This window comes from Stenotrophomonas sp. 99219_Sma (genome assembly GCF_056480785.1).
The window spans coordinates 1,491,780-1,511,844 of record NZ_CM151117.1; the positions used below are offsets into that span (position 1 = coordinate 1,491,780).

The 20,065-nt window shown below is 66.7% G+C and carries 16 protein-coding genes and 1 pseudogene; 5 read left to right on the top strand and 12 right to left on the bottom strand.

Annotated features, from left to right (window positions below):
- Positions 1-42 precede the first annotated feature (42 nt).
- Both ACZK13_RS06780 and rlmKL read left to right on the top strand, forming a co-directional pair.
- On the top strand, positions 43-570 hold the full coding sequence (locus tag ACZK13_RS06780; RefSeq protein ID WP_014036558.1) for an alpha/beta hydrolase: 528 nt from the start codon (positions 43-45) through the stop codon (positions 568-570).
- Positions 571-715: 145 nt separating this feature from the next.
- Positions 716-2,854: a bifunctional 23S rRNA (guanine(2069)-N(7))-methyltransferase RlmK/23S rRNA (guanine(2445)-N(2))-methyltransferase RlmL gene (gene rlmKL / locus ACZK13_RS06785; protein WP_253143311.1), complete on the top strand. Its 2,139-nt coding sequence runs from the start codon at positions 716-718 to the stop codon at positions 2,852-2,854.
- Positions 2,855-3,009: 155 nt separating this feature from the next.
- Here the strand turns inward: rlmKL and ACZK13_RS06790 are convergent, their stop codons facing one another.
- From ACZK13_RS06790 to aptA, 7 genes are all read right to left on the bottom strand, one after another.
- Entirely contained in the window at positions 3,010-3,339 is a 330-nt protein-coding gene (locus ACZK13_RS06790) for a DUF3325 domain-containing protein (protein ID WP_032127891.1), read from the bottom strand.
- Positions 3,336-4,973, bottom strand: coding sequence for a PepSY-associated TM helix domain-containing protein (locus ACZK13_RS06795; protein ID WP_071228416.1), 1,638 nt, complete (start codon positions 4,971-4,973; stop codon positions 3,336-3,338). The genes ACZK13_RS06790 and ACZK13_RS06795 overlap by 4 nt, the downstream gene beginning before the upstream one ends.
- Positions 4,970-5,284 carry a DUF3649 domain-containing protein gene (locus ACZK13_RS06800; protein ID WP_125893479.1) on the bottom strand — a complete coding sequence of 105 codons (315 nt, stop codon included), beginning with the start codon at positions 5,282-5,284 and terminating at the stop codon, positions 4,970-4,972. The genes ACZK13_RS06795 and ACZK13_RS06800 overlap by 4 nt, the downstream gene beginning before the upstream one ends.
- A gap of 107 nt (positions 5,285-5,391) precedes the next feature.
- Positions 5,392-7,617: a TonB-dependent siderophore receptor gene (locus ACZK13_RS06805; RefSeq protein ID WP_125893481.1), complete on the bottom strand. Its 2,226-nt coding sequence runs from the start codon at positions 7,615-7,617 to the stop codon at positions 5,392-5,394.
- Between the two features lie 291 nt (positions 7,618-7,908).
- Positions 7,909-9,195: a DUF445 domain-containing protein gene (locus ACZK13_RS06810; protein ID WP_125893483.1), complete on the bottom strand. Its 1,287-nt coding sequence runs from the start codon at positions 9,193-9,195 to the stop codon at positions 7,909-7,911.
- Positions 9,196-9,313: 118 nt separating this feature from the next.
- Positions 9,314-10,192 (bottom strand): plasmid replication/partition related protein, encoded by an 879-nt coding sequence (locus ACZK13_RS06815; RefSeq protein WP_032127886.1) that lies wholly within the window; start codon positions 10,190-10,192, stop codon positions 9,314-9,316.
- 63 nt (positions 10,193-10,255) lie between these two features.
- Positions 10,256-11,608: an omega-aminotransferase AptA gene (gene aptA, locus ACZK13_RS06820; RefSeq protein ID WP_478482383.1), complete on the bottom strand. Its 1,353-nt coding sequence runs from the start codon at positions 11,606-11,608 to the stop codon at positions 10,256-10,258.
- Positions 11,609-11,712: 104 nt separating this feature from the next.
- Between aptA and ACZK13_RS06825 the strand changes: the two genes are divergently transcribed.
- Positions 11,713-13,209, top strand: coding sequence for an aldehyde dehydrogenase (locus ACZK13_RS06825; RefSeq protein WP_478482384.1), 1,497 nt, complete (start codon positions 11,713-11,715; stop codon positions 13,207-13,209).
- Between the two features lie 191 nt (positions 13,210-13,400).
- Here the strand turns inward: ACZK13_RS06825 and ACZK13_RS06830 are convergent, their stop codons facing one another.
- Complete coding sequence (locus tag ACZK13_RS06830) at positions 13,401-14,042, bottom strand: hypothetical protein (protein ID WP_478482385.1); 642 nt, start codon at positions 14,040-14,042, stop codon at positions 13,401-13,403.
- A gap of 147 nt (positions 14,043-14,189) precedes the next feature.
- Between ACZK13_RS06830 and ACZK13_RS06835 the strand changes: the two genes are divergently transcribed.
- Positions 14,190-15,491, top strand: coding sequence for an MFS transporter (locus ACZK13_RS06835; protein WP_132809734.1), 1,302 nt, complete (start codon positions 14,190-14,192; stop codon positions 15,489-15,491).
- Here ACZK13_RS06835 and ACZK13_RS06840 read toward each other — a convergent pair.
- From ACZK13_RS06840 to ACZK13_RS06855, 4 genes and pseudogenes are all read right to left on the bottom strand, one after another.
- Positions 15,472-15,933, bottom strand: a complete 462-nt coding sequence (locus tag ACZK13_RS06840; protein ID WP_004151683.1) for a bacteriohemerythrin — start codon at positions 15,931-15,933, stop codon at positions 15,472-15,474. The two genes, ACZK13_RS06835 and ACZK13_RS06840, sit on opposite strands and share 20 nt — an antisense overlap.
- Before the next feature lie 85 nt (positions 15,934-16,018).
- On the bottom strand, positions 16,019-17,362 hold the full coding sequence (locus tag ACZK13_RS06845) for a diguanylate cyclase (RefSeq protein ID WP_032127881.1): 1,344 nt from the start codon (positions 17,360-17,362) through the stop codon (positions 16,019-16,021).
- Positions 17,363-17,457: 95 nt separating this feature from the next.
- Entirely contained in the window at positions 17,458-19,011 is a 1,554-nt protein-coding gene (locus ACZK13_RS06850; RefSeq protein ID WP_253143305.1) for an MASE1 domain-containing protein, read from the bottom strand.
- A 121-nt stretch (positions 19,012-19,132) separates the two neighbouring features.
- Positions 19,133-19,276 (bottom strand): annotated as a pseudogene (locus tag ACZK13_RS06855) (diguanylate cyclase response regulator); the annotation flags it as partial.
- Between the two features lie 253 nt (positions 19,277-19,529).
- Here ACZK13_RS06855 and ACZK13_RS06860 point away from each other — a divergent pair.
- Positions 19,530-19,985, top strand: a complete 456-nt coding sequence (locus tag ACZK13_RS06860) for a hypothetical protein (RefSeq protein ID WP_253143304.1) — start codon at positions 19,530-19,532, stop codon at positions 19,983-19,985.
- Positions 19,986-20,065 lie beyond the last annotated feature (80 nt).

Here is a 20,065-nt window from a genome sequence, read left to right on the forward strand (position 1 = left end):
GCCTTCCCTTTCCTCGTTGGCCCGCGCCCACGGAGCACGCGCATGAGCCGCGGCCACTGCATCCTGTCCCATGGCTTCGAGAGCGGCCCGGAGGCGACCAAGGTCACCGCGCTGGCCGACGTGGCGCAGCGCCTGGGCTGGACTCATGAGCGCCCGGACTATACAGACCTGGACGCGATGAGCGAGGTCAGCCGCGTAGGTGACGTGCCGACCCGCCTGCGCCGCCTGGTTGAACGCACCGCCATCGCCGCCCGGCAGGGTCCGGTGGTGCTGGCCGGTTCCAGCCTGGGCGCCTACATCTCCGCCATCGCCTCGTTGCAGGTCCCGGTCGCCGGCCTGTTCCTGATGGTGCCGCCGACCACGATGGGCCCGATGCCGGCGCTGGACGCCGCCGCCGTGCCGACCACCGTGGTCCAGGCCTGGCATGACGACGTGGTGCCGGCCGCTGGAGTGATCGCCTGGGCCCAGGCGCGTTCGGCGCAGCTGCTGCTGGTCGACGACGGCCACCGCCTGGAGCACCACGTGGAGGCCTCCGCGCAGGCCTTCGAGCGCCTGCTGCGGCAACTGTGAAGCCCGGGCGCACGGCGCGCCCGCCCGCATTGACTACAATGGCAGCCCCGCCGCCCCCGGCGCGGGCTTGCCGGCCGTGCCTACGGCCCTCCTTTCCGACTGGCCCGGCCCCAGTGCCGCGCCCGACCACCTGCGAACCGATCCTGTGAAATTCTTCGTCTCCTGCGCCAAGGGCCTGGAATACCTGCTTGCCGATGAACTGTCGGCCCTGGGCCTTGGCAAGGCCACTGCCACCATTGCCGGCGTCAACGCCGAGGGCGAACTGGAGCAGGCGCTGCGGATCGTGATGTGGTCACGCCTGGCCAGTCGCGTGCTGTGGCCGATCGACGAATTCGAGTGCCCGGACGAGCAGGCCCTGTATGACGGCGTGCGTGCGCTGCCGTGGCACGAGCACCTCAAGCCGGAGATGACCCTGGCGGTGGACGCGCACGTGTCGGGCGACAAGATCACCCATGCCCGCTTTGCCGCGCAGCGGATCAAGGACGCCATCGTCGACCGCATGCGTGATGAAGGCGTGGAGCGCCCGTCGGTCAACACCGACCTGCCGGATGTGCGGGTCAACCTGTCACTGCGCAAAGGCCGTGCCTCGCTGTCGATCGACCTCGGCGGCGGCCCGTTGCATCGCCGTGGCTGGCGCGGCGCCGCTCACGAGGCACCGCTGAAGGAAAATCTGGCCGCCGCGCTGCTGCTGCGCGCGCAGTGGCCGCGGCTGCACGCCGCCGGTGGCGGCCTGCTGGACCCGATGTGCGGCAGCGGCACGCTGCTGATTGAAGGCGCGCTGATGGCCGCCGACGTCGCGCCCGGCCTGATGCGCCACGGCAGCCTGCCGCCGAGCCGCTGGCTGGGCTTCGACAAGGCGGCCTGGAAGACCATCCAGAGCGAAGCACGCGATCGCGAAGCGGCTGGCCTGGCCGCGCTGAAGCCGGTCATCCACGGCAGCGACATCGACCCGACCGCGATCCAGGCGGCACGCGAGAATGCCGAGGTGGCCGGTGTCGCCCACGCGATCCGCTTCACCCGCGCCGACGTCGCCGACCTGGCCGCACCGGAGCAGGAGATCGGTGCGGTGGTCTGCAACCCGCCGTATGACGAACGCCTGGCCGCCGACCCGGCGCTGTACCGCGCACTCGGCAATGCCCTGCAGAAGGCGGTGCCGCAGTGGCGCGCCAGCCTGCTGTGCGGCAACGACGAACTGGCCTTTGCCACCGGCCTGCGTGCGGGCAAGAAGTACCAGATGTTCAACGGTGCGCTGGAATGCGCGCTGATCGTCTGCGACCCGATCGCCGTGCCGGGCCGTGACCCGGCGCAGCCGCGCGAGCTGAGCGAAGGTGCGCAGATGGTGGCCAACCGCCTGCGCAAGAACCTGAAGAAGTTCAAGAGCTGGCGTGCCCGCGAGGATATCACCTGCTTCCGCGCCTACGATGCCGATCTGCCGGAGTACGCGGCGGCCATCGATGTCTACGAGGAAGACGGTGGCAAGCGCCGTACCTTCCTGCATGTGCAGGAGTACGCGGCACCGGCGGCGATTCCGGAGAACGACGTGCGCCGTCGCCGCAACGAACTGCTGGCCGCTGCACGGGAAGTATTCGGCGTGCCGCCGGAACAGGTGTCGATGAAGTCGCGCGAGCGCGGCAAGGGCGGCAGCAAGTACGGCCGTTTCGAGCAGCGTGACGAGTTCATCGTGGTGCGCGAGAACAACGCGCTGCTGCAGGTGAATCTGTTCGACTACCTGGACACCGGCCTGTTCCTCGACCACCGCCCGCTGCGCCGGATGATGGCCGAGCAGGCGCGTGGCAAGCGTTTCCTCAACCTGTTCTGCTACACCGGCGTGGCCAGCGTGCAGGCCGCCGTGGCCGGTGCGGCCAGCACCACCAGCGTCGATCTTTCGGCGACTTACCTGCAGTGGTGCTACGACAACCTGGCGTTGAACGGGCAGGGCGGCAACCAGCACCTGCTGGTGCAGGCCGATGCGATGGCGTGGTTGGAAGGCGACCGTGGCCAGTACGACGTGATCTTCTGCGATCCGCCGACGTTCTCCAACTCCGCACGCGCCGATGACTTCGACGTGCAGCGCGAGCAGTTGAAGCTGCTGCGCGCGGCGGTTGCGCGGCTGGCACCGGGCGGCGTGCTGTACTTCTCCAACAACTTCCGCCGCTTCAAGCTGGAAGAGAACGCCATCGCCGAATTTGCCCAGTGCCGCGAGATCACCGCACGCACCATCGGCCCGGATTTCGAGCGCAACGCGCGCATCCACCGCGCGTGGGAACTGAAGCGGTTGGGGTAAGTCCGGTAATGCCGGCCGCTGGCCGGCAACGGTGTCAGATCCGCAGAGGGTTCATGGGATGCCGGCCAGCGGCCGGCACTCCCCATATCTGGCCGGTACATCCACGCCATGCGTGGAGGGCTGTTCAGTAGATCCACGCCATGCGTGGATGGCGGTTACAGCAACGCCACCAGCAGCCCGGCCACGGGCAGCGCGATCGCCAGCGGCGCGATCCATTTCGGCCGGTACGGGTACAACCCGAACGACAGCACCACGCCGCCCACGGTCATCACGCCCAGCCACAGCACCGGGCCCATCGCCCAGCCGTGGTCGACCACGCACAGTGCGAACGCTATCGTCAGCAGGGCCCAACCCAGCACCCGCCACTGGGTGCGCCGTGCCGGGGTGGCTGCAGCCTTGCCGTGCAGGTCGTGCTGGTGCTTCTCCATCGCCAGCGACAGCGCGGTGAACGCAGAGAACGACAGGGTCAACGCGAGCAGCATCATGCGCTGGCCTCCGCTTCGGCGGTTTCTGCAGCGTCCACCGGGGCCTTGGGCGCCGCCGCCGCCGCTGCACGCTTCTTCTTCTCGGCCGCGCTCAGCGGTGGTGTCCAGCGCTGCATGCGCCAGCCGCACAGCGCCAGCATCGCGCCGAACGCGATCATCGACAGATCAAAGCCAGCCAGCACCCAGTCCCCGTTGCGCAGGGTGTTGCCCAGATGCGCATGCGTGGTCAGCGCATTGACCACCGGCACCAGCGCGAACGCGGCTGCGCCCAGGTACAGCTGCCAGGCCCACATCATCCGCTTCGGCCAGATGAAGGCGGCCAGCAGTGCCGCGCCCCAGGCGTAGAAGAACACGTTGGCCTCGGCGCTGGAGCGTTCGGCGATGTCCAGCGGCAGCAGGCGGTTGCCCCAGAAGTACGCTGCAAAGGCGATCGGCAGGCCGGCCACGGTACCGATGTTCAACGCATCGACCAGGCGCAAGCCGAAGCCTGTGCGGCCACTCTTGGCGTGCTTGGGCCGTTCCTTCACCGCCCACAGCACCACGCCGCTGGCCACCATCAGGCAGCCGACCAGGCCGGACAGGAAGAACAGTGCGCGCAGGCCCCAGTCGGCGAAGCGCGCCAGGTGCAGGCCGTACAGCACGCCGCGGGTGGCGGTGGCGCCACCGGAAGGCGGTGTTTCTTCCAGCAGCGTGCCGTTGACCATGTCGTAGCGCACGGCCGGGGTGTCGGTGGACAGGCGCTTGCCGTCGCGCTGGCGGATGTCGATCACCGCATTGGCCGCGCCCGGGTTGGACACGGTGAAGCCGGCCACTTCCACGCCGTGCCAGTGTGCACGCGCGCTGTCCAGCAGCTGCGCGATCGGCAGCGGGGTGGCGCGGCCTTCGGCAGGTGCAGTCACCTCCGGCATGCCACCGAAGGCCTCGCTGTAGAAGGCATCCTCGTCCTGCGGGTAGGCCACCTTCACGCCCCACGGCAGGTACATGATCATCAGGGTGACGATGCCGGTGTAGGTGATCATCGCGTGGTAGGGCAGGGCCATCACCGCGCTGACGTTGTGGAAATCGAGCCAGGACCGCAGGCCCTTGTCCTTGCGGAAGGTGAAGAAGTCCTTGAAGATTTTCTTGTGGGTGATGACGCCGGTGATGATTGCCACCAGCATGAACATCGCACAGAAGCCGACCAGATAGCGCGCCCACAGCACCGGGATGTAGTGCAGGTCGAAATGCAGGCGGTAGAAGAAATCACCGCCGCGAGTCTCGCGGGCCTTCAGTGCCTGCCCGGTGTTCGGGTCCAGTGTTGCGTCGCCGAAGCCCCCTCGACGGCCACGGCTGGGGTCGGCCAGCTCCGGCGGCAGCCGCCAGAACATCTGCATGGCGGGGTTGCGCGGTTGTGGCAGGGTGACGAACCAGTTCTCGGCCTGCGCGGCGTTGGCCTGCAGGTAGTCCACGGCACGCTGCGCGGCCACATCGATGCTGACGTTGCTGGAGGGCAGTTCCGGGCGCATCCAGCGGCTGATTTCCTCGCGGTAGTAGCTGGCCGTGCCGGCCATGAAAATCAGCAACAGCAGCCAGCCGACCAGCAGGCCGGTCCAGGTGTGCAGCCAGGCCATCGACTGGCGGAATCCGTTCTTCATGCCCAGGCCCCCAGCATGCGCGCGATGACTGCCATCAGCAGGGTGGGGGCGAGGATGCCGACCCACGCACGCAGCGCACTGCGGGTGGCGAACGCCCACAGCGCCGCGCAGGCGGCCACCAGAATGGCCAGCAGCATGCCGGTCAGCACGGTCTGGCCACGTGCGCCGGGCAGCGCCACCGCGCAGAATACGCTGGTCACAGAAGCCAGCGTGTAGCCGCCGAAGATCGCCGCCAGCGAGCGTGACAGCACGCCCCAGCGCGGGTTGGAGAAGAAGGTGCGGGGGCTGGCGGTTGCGGGCGAGCGGTCCACGGCGTTCCTGCAGGTTTCAGTGAAAAGGAACCGGCGCACCGCAGCGCGCCGGGGTTGGCCATCCGTGGCCGGGCACCGGTCGCAGAACCGGTGCCATCCATCGAGGGTCAGAGCTTCCAGCGCAGTGTCATCGTCACATTGCGCGGTTCGCCCCAGAACACGCCGTCATAGAAACCGACGCGGTTGTAATACTTCTTGTCCAGCAGGTTGTTCACGTTTACCTGCGCGGTGAAGTTCTCGTTGAAGCGATAGCCCGCCGACAGGTTGAGCAGGTAGATGTCGCCCTGTTCGATTGCCACGCGGTCGCGCTTGCCGCTGGTCAGGAAATCCGCACGCGGCTTGTTGCTCAGGCTCCAGATTCCGCTCTGCCAGGTGGCGCCACCGCCCAGCCAGAAGCGGCCTTCAGCACCGCCCGGTCGCCAGCTGGCGTTGAGGCGGAACAGATCGACCGGGACGACGGTGTTCTGGCGCACGCCCTGCGCATTGCGGCTGACGGTGTGGGTGAAGCCGGCCGCCAGGTTCCAGTTCTCACCAAGGCTGCCTTGTGCTTCGATCTCCCAGCCCTTGACCTTGTTGCCCTTGCCGGTGGAGCGGTAGGCACTGACCCCACCCGGCAGCGAGTTTTCCGGCACCGAGTCATCAAGCTCGGCAACGTTGTCCTTCTGGCCCTTGAACACGGCCGCGGAAGCATTCAGCAGACCGTCGAAGAACTCGGCCTTGACGCCGGCCTCCCACATGTCACCGACCACCGGTTCGAGGTAGTTGTTGTCCCGGTCACGGTAGTTCTGCGGCTGGAAGATGTCGGTGTAGCTGACGTAGCCGCTGAAGTAGCGGTTGAAGTCGTAGATGAAGCCGGCATACGGAGTGAGCGAGTCGTCCGGCTTGTAGCCGCCGCGACGCGTATCGGTCAGGCGACCGGCGGCGTCATGGGTGTAGTTCCAGGTACGCGTTTCCCAGCTGCCGTAGCGCGCGCCAAGCACCGCGGTCAACGGATCGGCCAGCTGCAGGCGCGTCGCCAGATAGGCCGCGCGCTGGCGCAGTTCGTCTTCAGAAGCCAGATAGCCCAGGCGGGTAACCTGCAGCGGCGCGACGTCTCCGTTCCAGCGGTGCCAATCGGGTACACGGGTGTAGCTGTCCGGGTAGGCAGCGGTGTCGGTGGCAGGCACGTCACCCTTGCGCACGGATTGGCCGAAACCGAGCACCAGCTCGTGTTCCCGGCCGAACAGCCGGAACGGACCGCCAACGTTGAAGTCGAACACCTGCATGTCGCCGTTCTCGCCGAAGCTGCCGACGAAGGCGCTGATGCCGCTGCCATCGGCATTCGGGTAGCCGGAGGCCCCATACCACACCGCACCGTCGGTTTCGCGCTTGGAGCGGGTATAGGCGGCCTTCGCGGTCCAGCCGTTGCCCAACTGCTGCTCAAGGCGTGCGAATGCGCTCTTTTCGATGATCGGCCAACTGCTCCAGCGGGCGGACAGGTTGGTCGAGCGCGGCAGGTTGGCGGGCTGGCCATCGGACCCCCAGTACGGCACCACGCCCCAGGTCACGCCCGTGGTGCGCGGCGACTGGTATTCGTAGCCGGCCTCGAGCAGGGTCGTGTCGGTGATGTCGGCCTGGACGATGCCGTAGAACACGTCCTTGTCCAGTTTGTAGACATCGCGGAACGAGTCACTCTGTTGTTTGGCCGCCACCACGCGCGCGCGGATGCGGCCGTCGAGCGCAACCGGGCCACCGAGGTCGGCCTCCAGGCGCTGGTTGCCCCAACGCCCGAGGGTCAGGTTGGCGCTCATCTGGAAGCTGTCGGTAGGACGCTTGCGCACGAAGTTGATGGTGCCCGAGGGATCGCCGGCACCGGTGGTCAGGCCGGTTGCGCCGCGCACCACTTCGATGCGGTCATAGATCACGCTGTCGGTGTTGGTCTTGATGTACCCACCGAAGGTGTTGAGCATCCCATCGACCTGGAAATTGGTGATGTTGTAGCCGCGCGAGACGTAGTTGATGCGCTCACTGTCGGTAACCGATACCGCCACGCCGGTGACCTGGCCCATCACATCGGACAGCGAGAACAGGCCCATGTCGTCCAGGCGCTGGCGGGTGACCACGGTCATCGACTGCGGTGTCTGGCGCAGCGACAGGCCGAGCTTGGTGGCCGTGCTGGCACGCTTGACCGTATAGCTGTCGACGATATCGCCGTCAGCGGTGACCTGGACCGTATCCAGCGTGCGCGCGGAAGGATCGGCAGTGCCGTCGGCATGGGCCAGCGGGGCGATCATCAGTGCGGTCACGGCCAGGGCCAGCAGAGTGGGATGAGGGTGGTTCAACGGCATTGCCATCGGTGCGATTCCATGCAGGACGAAACAGGCGATGGAATGCGCAGACACAGCAGCCATGCGCTTCGCGCACGTCGCCCAGCGAGTCCCATCGACGGTGCGCCACCCGCTTGGTGCGGGCGACCCGTTAGTCGGGGGATGTACACGGGCGAAGGGGCGGGTAGGTGCGTGCTTCCGTGCCCCGCTTGGCTAAGCGTACAACCGATCGGCAAATGATAGGCATTCGCATTTCGTTAATCAAGCGTGACGAATTCCGTCTCCACGCAGAGCGTGGATCGACTGCCGGATGGGGTCCTAGAACCTGAACACCAACGTCGCGGCGTGCAGCAGCAGGCCGATCAGGCCGCCCACCAGGGTGCCGTTGAAGCGGATGAACTGCAGGTCGCGGCCCACGCTCAGTTCCAGCTGTTCGACCAGATGCCGTTCGTCCCAGCTCTTCACGGTCTGCGCGATATGCATGGTCACGCCTTCGCGCAGGCGGCCGGTGAGGCGCTGGGCGCCCTCCAGAAGATGCTGGTTCAGCGCGTCGCGCAGGGCCGGGTCGGCCTGCAGGCTGCTGCCCAGTGACGCGAGGCTGCGCTGCAGGTGCCCGACCAGCGCCGAATCCTCACGCTGCAGGTCGGCACGCAGGCTGGCATGGATGCGCGCCCACAGCCCCTGCACGTACTCCTGCAGGGCGGGGTGATCGATCATTTCCTGTTTGAGCTGTTCGATGCGCTCGGCCAGGGCCGGGTCCTCGCGCAGGCGCTGCACGTAGTTCTGCAGCCAGCTCTCGTAGTCCTGGCGCAGCGGATGCTGCGGCTCGGCCAGCACCTGCTGCAGTTCTTCCAGCACCGCCCGCGCCAGTCGCTCGGCCAGGCTGTCGCCGATCTCGTCGATCGGCTTGACCCAGTTCACCGTGCTCGACAGCGTCGGCCACTCGCGCTGGATGTAACGCACGATCAGCTGCGAGGCGCGCTCCTTCACTTCCGGCTGCTCCAGCCAGCGTCCCAAGCGCTGCAGGCCCTCGTCCAGCACGCGCTGGTGGCGCCCATCGGCGGTCAGCAGGGCCAGCAGCTCACCGGCGGTGGCGGCGGCATTCCACTGCCGCAGCTGCTGCACCACGAAGGCGTGCAGCTGCCGACGCACCGCGGTTTCGTCGAAGAAGTCCAGTGCCTGCAGGGCCCAGCCGCGGGCCATGTCGGCCAGCATCCGCGAACGTGCAGGGTCGGCCAGCCAACTGCCGAGACGGCTGGCCGGGTCGAATACCTGCAGCTTTGCCAAGAGGACCTGTGGTTCAAGGAACTGGTCGCGCACGAACAGGGCCAGGCTGTCGCCGATGCGTTCCTTGCTGCGTGGGATGATTGCCGTATGCGGGATCGGCAGGCCCATCGGCCGCCGGAACAGCGCGACGACCGCGAACCAGTCGGCCAGTGCGCCTACGGCCGCTGCTTCGCAGAAGGCCGAGACCCAGGCCCAGATGCCGCGCTCGCCCTGCCAGTGGCTGACCGCGAAACCGGCGAGCATCAACAGCAGCAGGCCCAGCGCGAGGGCTTTCAGGCGCCGCAGCTGTGCGCGGCGCGGATCGTTGGCAGACGTCATGCCGGAAGTCTAACCGGCAGGGCATGAGCATCTGGTAGTGCCGGCCGCTGGCCGGCATGCGCAACGCACCCGGAACGTTCATGGGGTTGCCGGCCCGCGGCCGGCACTACCCGTTGGTTCAGAGCGCTTCGAGCTGCTTGCGCAACGCAGCCAGCTGCGCGCGCAGGGTGTCGTTCTCGCGGGTCAGCGCGACCACGCGGCGGCGCAGCGCCGGGGCATCCTCGCCCAGCTGCTCCAGTGCCGACAGCACCTCGGCGTCGCGGCTGGCGATCTGCTCTTCGTCCGCTTCCTCGAAGTCCATCTCGGCTGCTTCCGGCTTCGGTGCACGCGGCTTGCGCTTGGACTCGCGCACGCGCTTGGCGGCCTGCTTCAGCTCATCCTTGCCACCGGCGGCAGCGGCGCGCTGCTCGTCTTCCGGCAGGTCGGCCACGGCAGCAGCAGCGCTGATCGAGATCACGCCGGCCTTCACCGCTTCCACCACCTCGGCCGCGGCCTGGGCGTGGATGCGTTCGATCATGCCGACCTGGCTGGTGCTCAGCTTGGCCTCGCGGGCCAGCTCGGCGCGGCTGATCTTCGGTGCCGGTTCCCACGGCGGGCTGTCCTCACCCGCGTCCTCGATGGCTTCGGCGGTGCCGTCGCTCTCTCGCTGCAGCTGCGCCTGCTCGATCTGCTTGCGGGCGGCCAGGATGTCGCGCTTGCGCAGCGCCAGCACGCCGCGCTGGAAGTCGGACACGCTGCGGCGGCCCAGGTGCTGCTCGATCATCCACAGGTGCACGTCTTCCATGCTCTGGAAGCGGGTGTTCTGCACGGTATTGAAGGGCAGGCCATGCTTCTGGCAGATGCCGAAACGGTTGTGGCCATCGACCAGCACATCACCCCACAGCACCAGCGCATCGCGGCAGCCTTCGGCCAGGATGCTGCGCTCCAGCGCGTCATGTTCGTCCGCGGTCAGCGGGTCGATGTAGGCCTTGAGTTCTTCTTTGACGACGATATCCATGGGCACGGCAGCGAGCAGGAGCGGAACCGCCCATTGTACCCGCTCGCCACCGCCGGCCCGGGCTCAGGCGGTGGCCCGGATCATCTCGCCCAGGGTGCCGGTGATCTGGTCGATCTGTGCCTTGTCCACGATCAGCGGCGGCGACAGCGCGATGATGTCGCCGGTACAGCGCACCAGCAGCCGGCCGTCCTGGAAGCAGCGCCGGAACACCTCGTAGCCACGGCTGCCGGGGGCATCGCGGCGCGGCGCCAGCTCGACCGCGCCGACCAGCCCGAAGTTGCGGATGTCGATCACGTTGGGCAGGCCCTGCAGCGCATGCAGCCGTTCCTGCCAGTATTCGCCCAGCTCGATGGCACGCTCGAACAGGCGCTCCTCGGCATAGACCTCCAGCGTGGCCAGCGCTGCGGCGCAGGCCAGCGGATGGCCGGAATGGGTATAGCCATGGAACAGCTCGATGGCCTGCGGCGGTGCCTGCATCAGGGTCGCATGCACGGCGTCGCTGGCCAGCACGCCACCCAGCGGCACCGCGCCGTTGCTGACCGCCTTGGCGAAGGTCAGCAGGTCCGGAGTGACTCCGAAGCGCTGCGCGGCGAAGGGCATGCCGACCCGGCCGAAGCCGGTGATGACTTCGTCGAACACCAGCAGGATGCCGTGGTGGTCGCACAGCTCGCGCAGGCGCTGGAGGTAGCCGGGCGCGGGCAGGATCACCCCGGCCGAACCGGCAATGGACTCGACGAACACCGCCGCGATGGTCGAGGCATCGTGCAGCGCGATCAGCCGTTCCAGGTCGTCGGCCAGCTCCGCGCCCTGGCGTGGCAGGCCCTTGCTGAAAGCATTGCGCGGCAGGTCCAGGGTATGCCGCAGGTAGTCCACGCCGCCCAGCTGCAGGCCGAACGCCCTGCGGTTGTTGGGCAGCCCACCCAGCGCCATGCCGCCGAAACCGACCCCGTGGTAAGCCTTCTCGCGGCTGATGAAGCGGGTGCGCTGGCCCTCGCCACGCTGGCGGTGATAGGCCAGCGCGATCTTCATCGCGGTATCCACCGCCTCGGAGCCGGAGCTGGTGAAGAACACATGGTTGAGCGGGGCAGGCGCCAGTGCGGCCAGCCGCTGCGCCAGTGCGAAGGCCGGCGGCGAGCCCATCTGGAAGGCCGGCGAATAGTCGAGCGTGCGTGCCTGCTCGACGATGGCCTCGACGATGCGCGGGCGGGCGTGGCCGGCGTTGCAGCACCACAGGCCGGCGGTGCCGTCGAGGATCTGGCGGCCGTCGACGTCCTCGTAGTGCATGCCTTCGGCGCGTACCAGCATGCGCGGCGCGGCCTTGTACTGGCGGTTGGCGGTGAACGGCATCCAGTACGCGTCCAGTGACTCGGGGCGCTGGGTGGCCAGGTCGTGCAGGTCGCTTTCGGGACGCTTCATGCCAGCTCCATCGGGTCCGATGCGACGAATGTAGCGCAGCCGCGTCACGGTGGAGTCGCGGCGGTCCCGGTATAACCAAAGCTCGTTGACCGCTGGAGCTTCCCATGGCCGATTTCCCCGACCGCAGCCACTGGCAGGCGCTGTCCCTTCAGCTCTCGATGCCGGGCCAGGCCTTCATCGATGGCCGTTATGTCGATGCCGCCAGCAGCGCCCGCTTCGACTGCATCAGCCCGATCGATGGTCGCGTGCTGGGCGCGGTTGCCGACTGCGACGCGCAGGATGTCGAACGCGCGGTACTGGCCGCGCGGCGCAGCTTCGAGGCGGGTCACTGGTCGCAGACGAGCCCGGCGCATCGCAAGCGCGTGTTGCTGGCGCTGGCCGCGCTGGTGGAGAAGCACGCCGATGAGCTGGCGCTGCTGGAAACCCTGGACATGGGCAAGCCGGTACGTGACGCGCGCCGTATCGACCTGCCCGGTGTGGTGCGGTGCCTGACCTGGACCGCCGAAGCAGTGGACAAACTGTATGGCGAGATCGCGCCGACTGGCCCGCACGAACTCGGACTGGTCACCCGCGAGGCCGCGGGCGTGGTGGCGGCCATCGTGCCGTGGAATTTCCCGTTGCTGATGGCCAGCTGGAAGATCGCGCCAGCACTGGCGATGGGCAATTCGGTGGTGCTCAAGCCTTCCGAGCGGTCGCCGCTGAGTGCGCTGCGGCTGGCGGCGCTGGCCGCCGAGGCGGGCCTGCCGGAGGGCGTGCTGAACGTGCTGCCGGGCCATGGCGCGCGCGTCGGCGAACCGCTGGCCCTGCACATGGACGTGGATGTGTTGGCGTTCACCGGTTCCACTGCCACCGGCGCGAAGTTGCTGGAGTATTCCGGGCGATCCAACCTCAAGCGGGTCTGGCTGGAATGCGGCGGCAAGAGCCCGCACGTGGTGTTCGCCGACGCTCCCGATCTGGACGCGGCGGCCAAGGCCGTGGCGCAGGGCATCTTCTTCAACCAGGGCGAAGTCTGTACCGCCGGATCGCGCTTGCTGGTGCAGCGCTCGATCCGTGAGGATTTCGTGCACCAGGTGGTTGCTTATGGCCAGCACATGCAGCCGCAGCATCCGCTGGACGCCGACGCGCCGATGGGCGCGCTGGTGGACGCCGCGCATCTGAACAAGGTGATGGACGACATCGCACGCGCTGAAGGTGAGGGTGCGCGGCTGCTGCTGGGTGGGCGACGGGCCGAGGTGGAGGCCGGCGGCAGCTATGTGCAGCCGACGGTGTTCGACCAAGTGCGCCCGGAGCAGGCCTTGGCACGCGAGGAAGTGTTCGGGCCGGTGCTGGCGGTGCTTGGCTTCGACGACGAGGCCGAAGCGGTGCGCCTAGCCAACGACAGCCGATACGGACTGGCCGCCGGTCTCTGGACACGCGATCTGGGCCGCGCGCATCGGGTTGCGCGCCAGCTGCGCGCCGGCAGCGTCTGGGTGAACGGCTGGGATGGCGGCGACATGACCGCACCGTTTGGTGGTTACAAGCAGTCCGGCAACGGCCGGGACAAATCGCTGCACGCCTTCGACAAGTACAGCGAAATCAAGGCCACCTGGATCCAGTTGTAACGACGCGGCTGCTTGACCGCTGTTCGCTCTTTGTAGAGTCGAGCCATGCTCGACTGCTTTTCGTTCTTCGGTAGAGCCGAGCCATGCTCGGCTGCTTTTCGTTCTTCGGTAGAGCCGAGCCATGCTCGGCTGCCTCTCGCGAAGAGCAGTCGAGCATGGCTCGACTCTACAGAAGGCAGACAGCTGTCGAGCTACCGGCAGCGGGTACTCACCTGCAGCACCGCTGCACGCAGCAGATCCCGGTCGGCTTCTTCGACGGCATTCTGGAAGTAATCCATGTCCTGCTTGCCCAGCTCGCACGGGTCGACGATGTACCCCGGTGGCCACAAACCCAGCAGTTGCGCTACGCCATGCACGATCTGCTCCGGCGTCATCTGCCGGCGGATCCGGAAGTAATTGCGGCGCGGCGCGAATGCCGGGTGTATCTCGCGGCGACCAATAAGGCGCGGAGCGACACCCGCAGTGCTGATGCCGTCGCCACCGTCGATGCTGCCCGCCGGGAGGCCCAGGATCAGCGGCGCCGCAACGGCCGTTTCCTCTGCGGCTGGTAGGGTGGAATCTGTCTGGGCAGCCGGGGCAGGACGTGGCATCGCCGAAGCGGCCGGACGCGTCACCTGTGCGGAGCGCAGGGTAGGCTGTTGAGGCGCCAGCGTCGACGGTTCGGGCGGCAGCCAGCGCAGCGAGATCCTTGCGTCGTCGTTACTGCGCAGCATGATCCTGCCACTGCCCAGCAGCCACACTGCCATCAACCCATGCACCAGCAGCACCATCAGCCATGCCGCCATGCGCGGCAGCTTCGGCGAATCGGACCACGACAGCGCGACTGCAGTCATCGGCAAAGCATCCATGCAGGGACCGGTGGTGCAGCCTAGCGGGTGGCCCGAAAAATTCCGTTGGCATCGGTGTCGGCTGAAACCATCGCCCCGTGCGGCCACCGGCCCGTGGCAGAATCGGGCGATCCGCCGTTACCCGTGTTGCCGATGTCGACGATCACCGCTGCCGCGCCGCCCGTGAATTCCCCCCGCCGTGTCCTGCTGGCCAGCCTGATCGGCACCACCATCGAGTTCTTCGATTTCTACATCTACGCCACGGCCGCGGTGCTGGTGTTCCCGCACCTGTTCTTCCCGGACAGCAGCGAACAGGCTGCGCTGCTGCAGTCACTGGCAACGTTCGCGGTCGCGTTCATCGCGCGTCCGGTGGGCTCGGCGGTGTTCGGCCACTTCGGTGACCGTATCGGCCGCAAGGCCACGCTGGTGGCCGCGCTGCTGACCATGGGCCTGTCCACGGTGCTGATCGGCCTGTTGCCCACCCATGCACAGATTGGCTTGTGGGCCCCCGCGTTGCTGGCGCTGTGCCGCTTCGGCCAGGGCCTGGGGCTGGGCGGCGAGTGGGGTGGGGCAGTGCTGCTGGCCACCGAGAACGCACCGCCGGGCAAACGTGCCTGGTACGGCATGTTCCCGCAGCTGGGTGCGCCGCTCGGCTTCCTGCTGTCGGCCGGCATTTTCCTGGTGCTCGGCCGCTGCCTGAGCCAGGATGACTTCCTGCAGTGGGGCTGGCGTATCCCGTTCGTGGCCAGCGCTCTGCTGGTCGGCCTTGGCCTGTGGGTGCGCCTGAACATCCACGAGACGCCCGATTTCAAGAAAGCGCTGGAGCGCAAGGCGCCGGTGCGGCTGCCGATGTGGACGGTACTGCGTGACCATCCGGTACCGATGCTGCTGGGTACCCTGGGCGCGTTCGCCACCTTTGTGCTGTTCTACCTGATGACGGTGTTCAGTCTCGGCCATGGCACCGCGGTGCTGGGCTACAGCCGCGAGCAGTTCCTGCTGATGCAGATGGCCGGCATGCTGTTCTTCGCGCTGGGTATCCCGCTGTCGGCGCGCTATGGCGACCGTTGGGGCACGCGACGCACGATGATCGTCGCCAGCGTACTGATCGTCGGTTTCGGTGTGCTGTTCGCGCCGCTGTTCCAGCCGCATAGCCCGTGGCTGGTCACTGGCTTCCTGTGCCTGGGCCTGTTCCTGATGGGCCTGACCTACGGCCCCTGCGGCACCTTCCTGGCCGAGATCTACCCGGTGGAGGTGCGCTATACCGGCGCGTCGCTGTCTTTCAACCTGGCCGGCATCCTTGGCGCGGCACCGGCGCCGTACCTGGCCACCTGGCTGGCCGAACGCTTCGGCCTGGTCGCGGTGGGTTACTACCTGTGCCTGACTGCGGTGGCGACCCTGTGCGCGCTGGTGGCACTGCACCGGCGCGCCCTGAGGCTCAACCAAAGAAGCGCTTGAGCGTACGCCCCAGCCAACCGCCCCCTTGGTGCTCGCGGGCGAACTGGTTCAGGTGCGCCTTGACCTGTTCGGCATAGGCCTGGTCATCACCGCGTATGTGATTGAACAGCCAGCGTGAGAGCATGGTGCGCAGTTCGTCGCTGATGTCTTCGCCGGCCTGGAAGCGCATGCGGTATTCCGATACCCGCTTGATGAAGACCTCATGCACGCGCTTGTGCGCGGCACAGAACGGGTAGCCCGCTTCTTCCATCAACTCTTCTTCAAATGCGAAGTGCGACATGGTGTAGTCCACGACCTCGTCGATCACTTCACCCACCGCCGCACGCTGCATGCTGGCCTGGGCCACGTGCAGGTGGTTGAGCATCTCGATGATGCGGCGGTGTTGTTGGTCGATCACATCGATGCCGATGTTCAGATCGTCCTGCCAGACCAGTAGTGCCATCCCCGGCTCCCCTTCATGCGTATGTCGGGGCCGACTGTAGAGCCGCCGCGCGGGTGCGGCGTTGATCTGGATCAAAGCGGCCCGGTCAGGGCAGGGCGGGCTCGCGCGGGCGCAGCGGGCTGGCCACCGTGGTGCAGCTGACCCGGTTGCGGCCACCGGCCTTGGCCAGGTACAGCTGGCGGTCGGCCTCGGAGATCAGCCGGTGCAGCGCATCACGCTGCGGGCGCAGGCAGCACAGGCCGATGCTGACCGTCATGCGAAGCGTCGCGGTGCCAATGTCCACTTCCAGCGCGGCGATGCGCTGGCGCAGCTCCTCGAAGTACTGCAGTGCCTCGTCCTGTTCCATGTCCGGCACCAGCAGGCAGAACTCCTCGCCACCGAAGCGTGCGATCAGGTCCTGGCTGCGTGCATGCGCGGCCACCGCACCGGCCACCGCGCGCAGCGCATCATCGCCGGCCTCGTGGCCGTGAGTGTCGTTGATGTGCTTGAAGTGATCGATGTCGATCATCGCCACCGCCACGCACTGGCCATGCAGCTGCAGCTGCGGCAACTGGCGCTGGCTCTGTTCCAGGAAGCAGCGGCGGTTGGGCAGGCCGGTGAGGAAGTCGCGGGTGGCCAGGTCCTGCAGGGTGCCGATCAGTTCCAGCTGGTCCACGTTCTGCGAGACACGGCAGAAGAATTCCTCGCGCGAGAATGGCTTGCGCAGGAAGTCATTGGCACCGTTCTTCAGGAAGCGCGGGATCAGCGATGCGTCGGTGTTGCCGGAGATGCCGATCACCGCCACCTTGTCGCGTGAGCGCAGGGTGCGCAGGCGGCGGGTGAATTCCACGCCCTGCATGCCGGGCATTTCCTGGTCGACCACCGCCAGGCGGATCGCCGGATGCGCCTCGATCGCGGCCAGGCCCTCGTTGCCATCGGCCGCTTCGTGCACCTCATGGCCATACATGCGCAGCAGGGCGGCGGCATAGCCGCGCGCGGACGGGGAATCGTCCACCACCAGCGCCGCGATGCGGCGGTTGCGTTCCAGCCGCTGCACCAGCCACACCAGGTAGTCGATGCTGCCGGGGGTATTCTTCAGTACGTAGTCGATGATCTGCTGCTGCAGCACGCGCTTGCGCAGGTCCTCGTCGTACACGCCGCTGACCACCACGGTCGGCAGGTCGCGCTTGAGGAAGAACTCGACCACCGCATCGCGGTCGCCGTCGGCCAGCACCAACCCGGTCAGCACCAGGAACCAGCCGCCACCCTCGCTCAGCAGGCGATCGGCCTCGGCCAGGGTGGAGGCGATCACCACCGGCAGTTCCAGGCGCTGCTCGATGGCTTCGCGCAGCATGCCGGTAAAGGCACGGGAATTTTCGACCAGCAGGATCCGCTGTGGCAGCGGATCGGCCAGGTCGCCATCGACGGCGGCCTGCGGCAGGACGGGCATGATGCGGTGGCTCACGAAGGAGGGCTCGGCACGGATAGCGGCGGTTTCGGGTGTAACTTTAGCGGCGAACGTTGCGCGCCGGGCCAGATCCCGTGTCAGGCCGCCGCTGGCGAGGCGTGGGTGATCGATTCATGCAGGACCAGTCGCAGGCGATTGCCCCGGCAGTGGACCGTTCCGCCGTAGGCAAGCATCCGTCCGGCCAGACGCTCGACGGCCTGGTCGGTGGTGCGTGCCGATAGCGTGCAACCACGGTCGAGCAGGCTCACGATAGCAACGATGCCGCGACGTCCGCCCGCCTGGCCACTTCGGGCACGCACGCAGACCTGCCCAGTCTCCAGCTCCAGCAGCAGTGACACCGCCTCGATCAAGGAGCGGTAGATGGCCAGTTGCAGATCCACAGTCAGCAGGCAGGGGTTACCCGCCAGCCTGGGCGGAATGACGCGATGCGTGTTGTTCCAGATCTCGCATGCGCCGCCTGCTTGCAGCGCGATGTACAACCCGACCTGTTCCAATCCAGTGGGGTACACCATGCTGGCCTGCTCGCGGAACAGACGTGAGTGCACGGATGAAGCGTGTTGCAGGCTGTTCGCCACTGCATGATGGCCCTGAGCCTTCAGCCAGCTGACCATTTCAACGAGCGAGCTGTCCATGCCGTCGCTCAGATGCTTCAGATGGACGGCCCGTTCACGCAGCTCCCGCTCGCTGGTCTGGTGGGAACTGCGTGCCAGGCGCAGCGTCGTTTCTTCGGCCAGGCCGCGGGACCGGGCGCGCTGATGGTGGTAGCTGATGCTGGACCCGAGCGCGAGCAGCGCGACACTCATCACCGCCATGTTCTGCTGGGTGGCGAACGTACCGAGGTCGAAAGAGGAGGGCAGGCCGGTACTGGGCGTAGCGCCGTGAAGTGGGAGATTCAACAGCGGAATCGCGATGGCAGCGCCGCGCCAGCCATGCATGAAGGTCAGGGCGATGGCAGGTAGAGCCGCCAGCAGGACAAGGTGTGTGCGGGTGGTATGTGCGCTACTGTCTGTCAGCTGCATGCCCAATCCCAGTATCAGCGTCGCCAGGATCGCCGCAGCTGTAGGCGCAACAAAGCGGGTGCTCCACCTGGGATCCGCGTGCCGCTGCGCCCAAAGGAAGGCCAGCGGGAGCAGGGTAATGATGGCCGCGAAGTGACCAAAGAGCGTTCGGTCGACTGCGTCCAGCAGGTTGCTCGGCGGAGGGTTCGACCAGAGGACATATGAAATGCTCAGGTTGAGACCCGGGACGAACAGTGCCGTGCAGATCGACAACGACAGCAGCCAGAGACCGGTGGCGGCCTCGGACGGTATTCTCCTGAGGTGAAGGTGGACCACCAGCATCGCCATCGGCATCAACAGTGTTGACGCCAGGATGACCCACGCCAAGCCGTAGGCATCAATCATGGGGATGCGCAGCGTCGCGAAGTAGATGTATTCGCCCAGCAACAGGTAGGGCCACAAGCGGGGCGGGACGATCAGCAGTGCCGCTGCCCGGATGCCTGCGGGCAGGAAGAACTGATCGAGCGAGAACTGACGCGATATGAGGCAGCTGGCCGCATAGACGGCGGCCAGCACGAGACCGACCGGACGGATCCGGAAACTCAGTTCAATTGCCTTATTGAATCGGTCCAAGTCCGAACCTCTCGTCTCCCAGCCAATAATGGCTGGCTACTTCCGCAGACACTATCGGCAGTTGGAGATAGGTGCAATCGAGGTGTCTGCCCCCCTCTGAGCTGCCATCGGCCGCTTCTCATACATCGTGACCGTAAACGCGCAGTAGCGTGGCGGCTTGGCCACGTGCGGACGGTGAATCATCCACAACCAGTGTGGCGACGCTCTGATCGCGTTTCAGTCGCTGTACCAACCATGCTTGGCGATTGATGTTGTTCGGCGTGCTATCGCCGCGAGCAGCATGCCTGCGAACGCACCCGGATGTTCACCGACACGGGGGGCACCGTGGTCGCCATCGATAGCGACCTACAGCACGGCAAGCTTGGGCGCTAGCTCGATTGCAAATGTTTTGGGACAGGTATCGGCGGCTTCGGACGCAACTGGGGCATGGGTTTGCATGGCCCCAGCGGATTATGTCCGACAGACGCTAAGGAGTGCGCCCCGGTATATGCTGATGGAATTGGGTAGCATCCTTCATGATGCAAATTGCATCCAACCTGGAGGTCAGTGTGAGAAATTCACGAATTCATGCATTTGCTGGTGCGTTGATGTTGGTGCCGTTGTCCGTTTTTGCTTTAGCCCCGGGTGATGACCATGGAGTCAAGATGGCTGCCAGAGGGCTCGGTCAGTCGATTCCGCTGGCGGAAAACCTGAGCGTGGATCCCGGTTGGCTGGTCTACGGGTTCGAGCGCGATGGCATGGACTATTTCCAGGTGAATGATCTCGCGGGGCGCGTGCACATTGTGATCGGCAATGCTGCCGGAACGTTCTGGGTACTGCCCGCAGGTGATCCATCCGCAAAGGTATCGTTGCCGGAACAGCGCCTGCCTGTTCCCAGTAAGGGCACCAGAACGGTTATCTATCGGGCTGCTGCATTCACGCTCGTCAGATATGCGAGCGGAGCTGATACGTTGTGGGCGGTAGAGGCACCTTGATAGGGCTTGTTGCCGGGATATCGGCGAGCCTCAGCATCGGATTGCATGGGCGCCCGGTGCTCGCCGGGTGCCCGTGACAT